We start from the raw sequence: 3,741 nt of genomic DNA, 5'->3' as shown, positions 1-3,741 counted from the left end.
GGCTGGGGCGGCTGGTGGTTCTGGGATCCGGTCGAGAACGCCTCGTTCATGCCCTGGCTGGTCGGTACTGCCCTGATGCATTCGCTGGCGGTGACCGAAAAGCGTGGCAGCTTCAAGAACTGGACTGTGATCCTTGCGATCCTTGCCTTTTCGCTGTCGCTGCTCGGCACCTTCCTCGTCCGTTCCGGCGTGCTGACCTCGGTACACGCCTTTGCGACCGATCCGAAGCGCGGCATCTTCGTCCTGATCTTTCTTGTCATTACTGTCGGCGCTTCGCTGACCCTCTTCGCATGGCGCGCGCCGAAGGTCGGCCTGGGCGGCAGCTTCGCACTGCTTTCCCGCGAGTCGATGCTTCTCGTGAACAACGTCCTGCTTACCGTCGCCGCGGGTGCCGTGCTGCTCGGTACGCTATACCCACTGTTTCTCGATGCGCTCGATCTTGGCAAGATTTCCGTCGGCCCTCCGTATTTCGAGGCCGTATTTGTACCGCTGATGGTGCCGCTCGTCCTGCTCATCGGTATCGGGTCCTTCATCCGCTGGAAATCAGGCCGTGTCGCGGATCTGCCGAAGCTTCTCAGGATTGCCGCGGTGCTTTCCGTGGCCGGAGGCATGGTCTTGCCGCTCGCCTTCGGGAAATGGTCGGCGCTGGTTGCGTTTGGCAGCCTGCTGGGCGTCTGGTGCATCCTCTCCAGTTTCGTCCATGTCGCCGAGCGCGTCCGCGGCGGAAATGCCGGGTTCGCTGCGCGGCTGGGCGCGATTCCCCGGGCACAGTGGGGCATGGTGCTCGCACACGCCGGTGTCGGCGTCTTCATCCTTGGCGTCAGCATGGTCAAGGCCTTCGAGAGCAACGCGGACGTCAAGATGGCGCCGGGCGATACGACGACGGTTGGCGGCTACAGCTTCAAGCTTCTCGGTGTCGAGGAAGTCAAGGGTCCGAACTACATCGCTGCCCGTGGCCGGATGGAGGTCAGCCGCGAAGGCAGGGTGCTCCTCACGATGCTCCCCGAAAAGCGCATCTACAACGTGCAGCGCATGCCGATGACCGAGGCGGCAATCGATACCGGCCTGTTCCGCGATCTCTATGTTTCACTTGGCGAAATGATCGACGAACGAACATGGATCGTCCGCGTGCAGCACAAGCCGCTGGTTGATTGGATCTGGTGGGGCTGCCTGTTGATGGCGTTCGGCGGCCTGCTCGCGGCTACGGATCGCCGCTACCGGCTCGCGCGACGAGAGGCCTCTGCTGCTCCGGCAGCGCCGGCTCCGGCGATCTGAGGAGGAGGTATGCGTCGCTTCCTGCTGCCGCTTGGCATTTTCATCGTTCTCGCGGTTTTCCTCGGCGTCGGCCTGCGACTGAATCCGCGCGAGGTGCCATCCCCCTTCATCGGCAAGCCGGCGCCGGCATTCCAGGTGCCGCAGCTGCACGCCGCAGAGCATACGATCGCGCCACAGGATATGAAGGGCCGGGTCTGGCTGCTGAATGTCTGGGCGTCGTGGTGCGTGTCCTGCCGCCAGGAGCATCCGGTGCTCATGGATCTTGCCCGGCAGAACGTTGTTCCGATCGTTGGCCTCGATTACAAGGATGAGCGCCAGGCCGGAATCGCGTGGTTGAAGGAACACGGCGACCCGTACCTGCTCTCGGCCTATGACCGGGATGGCCGCATCGGAATCGATTACGGCGTCTATGGCGTTCCGGAAACCTTCGTCATCGATAAGACCGGCTTAATCCGCTACAAGCACATCGGACCACTGACGCAGAAGGTGGTCGAGCAAAAGATCCTGCCTCTCGTGAAGGAGTTGAACGGTGCGTAAGCTTATTCTTGCTGTCACCGTCGCCCTGTCGACCTTCGTCATGTCGGCAGCTGTTGCGGCGGAAGCCCGCCCGGTCGCCGAGGATCCGGCGGTCGAGGCACGGGTCCAGAAGCTTTCTGACGAGTTGCGCTGCCTCGTCTGCCAGAACCAGAACCTTTCCGATTCGCATGCCGACCTGGCACTCGACCTGAAGCGGCAGGTTCGCGAAATGGTGAAGGCCGGTCGCTCGGACCGGGAGATTCTCGACTACATGGTCCAGCGCTATGGCGATTTCGTGCTTTATCGTCCGCCGGTCAAGGCGACGACCTGGCTGCTGTGGGCGGGTCCCTTCGTGCTGTTTTTCGGCGCACTCGCGCTGCTCTTCATCAAGCTGAGGCGTCGCCTGGCGCAGCAGCCACAACCACTGTCGGCCGATGAACACGCCGCCGCCGAGCGGCTGCTGGCTACCGGGAAGGAATAAGCATGACCCTGTTCGTTATCGTCGCCGGCCTGTTCATCGCCGTTATCGTCGGGGTGCTGCTTTACGTCCTGCTGCGCGCCGACAGATCGACGGCGGAGGCTGGCGTTGCAGCCCGCGCACTGAACGCTGCCATTCTCCGAGAGCAGATGGCCGACCTCGAGCGCGAGCATGCGTCAGGCGAAATGGGGGACGAGGCGTACGCCAGGGCTCGCCAGGAAATCGAGCGCCGTGCTCTGGAGGATGTTTCGGAGCAGGCGCCGAAGGCGGCTGCCGGGGCGCGCCGTCCTATGCTGGCTGCGGCCCTTGGTCTTGCTGTGCCGGCGCTGGTGATCGGCCTCTATGCCGCGCTCGGCGAGCCTGCGGCGATGGGTGGCGGAAAGCAGGCCGCCTCTGCCGACGGTGGGCACGCGCTCGGCCAGCAGCAGATCGTCGCCATGGTCGAGCGCCTTGCGGAGCGCCTGCAGGACAATCCGAGCGATGGCAACGGCTGGCTGATGCTGGCCAAGTCCTACGGTGTGCTCGGGCGGTTCCCGGAATCGGCTGCCGCCTATGGTCGCGCAATCACCCTGTTGCCGCCGGATGCCCAGCTGCTTGCGGATTTTGCGGATACCGTGGCCATGGCGCAGGGCAAGCAACTTTCCGGCGAACCGGAGAAGATTGTTCGGCAAGCTCTGGCTGTTGATCCAAGAAACCTGAAGGCGCTTGCCCTTTCCGGGACGATCGCCTTCGAGAAAAAGGACTACCGCTCAGCCATTGGTGAGTGGCAGAAGATTCTCACACTGGTTCCCGAAGGGTCGCAGGCAGCCGTCGGAATCCAGAACAGCATTCGCGATGCCGAGAACCGTCTCGCTGCGACCGGTGGCGCAGGGGCGACTCCGGTCGCCGCTGCCGAGCAGACGAGAGTGTCCGGCAGCGTCAACATCGACCCTGCGCTTGCTGCGAAGGTTTCTCGTGGCGATACCCTCTATGTCTTTGCGCGTACGCCGGACGGGCCGCGAATGCCGGTCGCAATGGTTCGTCTGACTGCTGACAACCTCCCGGCGAGCTTCTTGCTTGACGATAGCATGTCGATGAGTCCGAACTACCGGTTGTCCCAACAGAAAACGGTCGTTATCGGAGCCCGACTTTCGAAGAGTGGCGATGCGCAGCCCCGTGCCGGCGACCTTGAAGGCTTTTCTGCCGCAGTCGCACCCGGGACGAAGGGTGTTACCATCGTCATAGGTTCGGTCGTGAAGTAGGCGGTACGGAGTCTTCCTGAATTCGGGAAGATGTCTGAATTTCCCGGAATGGGGAATCCGGCCGTGCTGCCCGCAGGGGATAACAATGGTAGCGGCAGCATCGGTGTCCAAGGTAAGGAAATTTCTGGCGGTGTGTGCCGCAGGCGCGCTCGTGCTTGCGAGCAGCGTGCGCGCCAACGAGTCGGGCGACGTTCTGCTCGGCGAGGCGCGGAGTGCTGCCAACCGTCTGCT

The 3,741-nt window shown here is 63.1% G+C and carries 4 protein-coding genes; all 4 read left to right on the top strand.

What is annotated here, in order from left to right:
- Nucleotides 1-1,275 (top strand): cytochrome c-type biogenesis CcmF C-terminal domain-containing protein (locus RKP46_RS13060; protein ID WP_311107040.1); only part of this gene is annotated, 1,275 nt, incomplete at its 5' end.
- A gap of 9 nt (nucleotides 1,276-1,284) precedes the next feature.
- A complete protein-coding gene (locus tag RKP46_RS13055; protein ID WP_311107039.1) occupies nucleotides 1,285-1,812 on the top strand; it encodes a DsbE family thiol:disulfide interchange protein in 528 nt (175 codons plus the stop codon).
- The gene (locus RKP46_RS13050; RefSeq protein WP_311107038.1) at nucleotides 1,805-2,272 is read left to right on the top strand and encodes a cytochrome c-type biogenesis protein; all 468 of its coding nucleotides are present in this window, start codon (nucleotides 1,805-1,807) and stop codon (nucleotides 2,270-2,272) included. Before RKP46_RS13055 ends, RKP46_RS13050 begins: the two co-directional genes overlap by 8 nt.
- Before the next feature lie 2 nt (nucleotides 2,273-2,274).
- Nucleotides 2,275-3,510, top strand: a complete 1,236-nt coding sequence (ccmI, locus tag RKP46_RS13045; RefSeq protein WP_311107037.1) for a c-type cytochrome biogenesis protein CcmI — start codon at nucleotides 2,275-2,277, stop codon at nucleotides 3,508-3,510.
- The last annotated feature ends 231 nt before the right edge of the window (nucleotides 3,511-3,741 follow it).

The organism is Accumulibacter sp. (assembly GCF_031732815.1).
GTDB lineage: Bacteria > Pseudomonadota > Gammaproteobacteria > Burkholderiales > Rhodocyclaceae > Accumulibacter.
This window is presented reverse-complemented; position numbering and strand designations above follow the sequence as displayed.

What these genes read in the sequence shown, in the direction of transcription:
- RKP46_RS13055 (WP_311107039.1), top strand. Translation starts at nt 1,285, where the DNA reads ATGCGTCGCTTCCTGCTGCCGCTTGGCATTTTCATCGTTCTCGCGGTT.
- ccmI (WP_311107037.1), top strand. Translation starts at nt 2,275, where the DNA reads ATGACCCTGTTCGTTATCGTCGCCGGCCTGTTCATCGCCGTTATCGTC.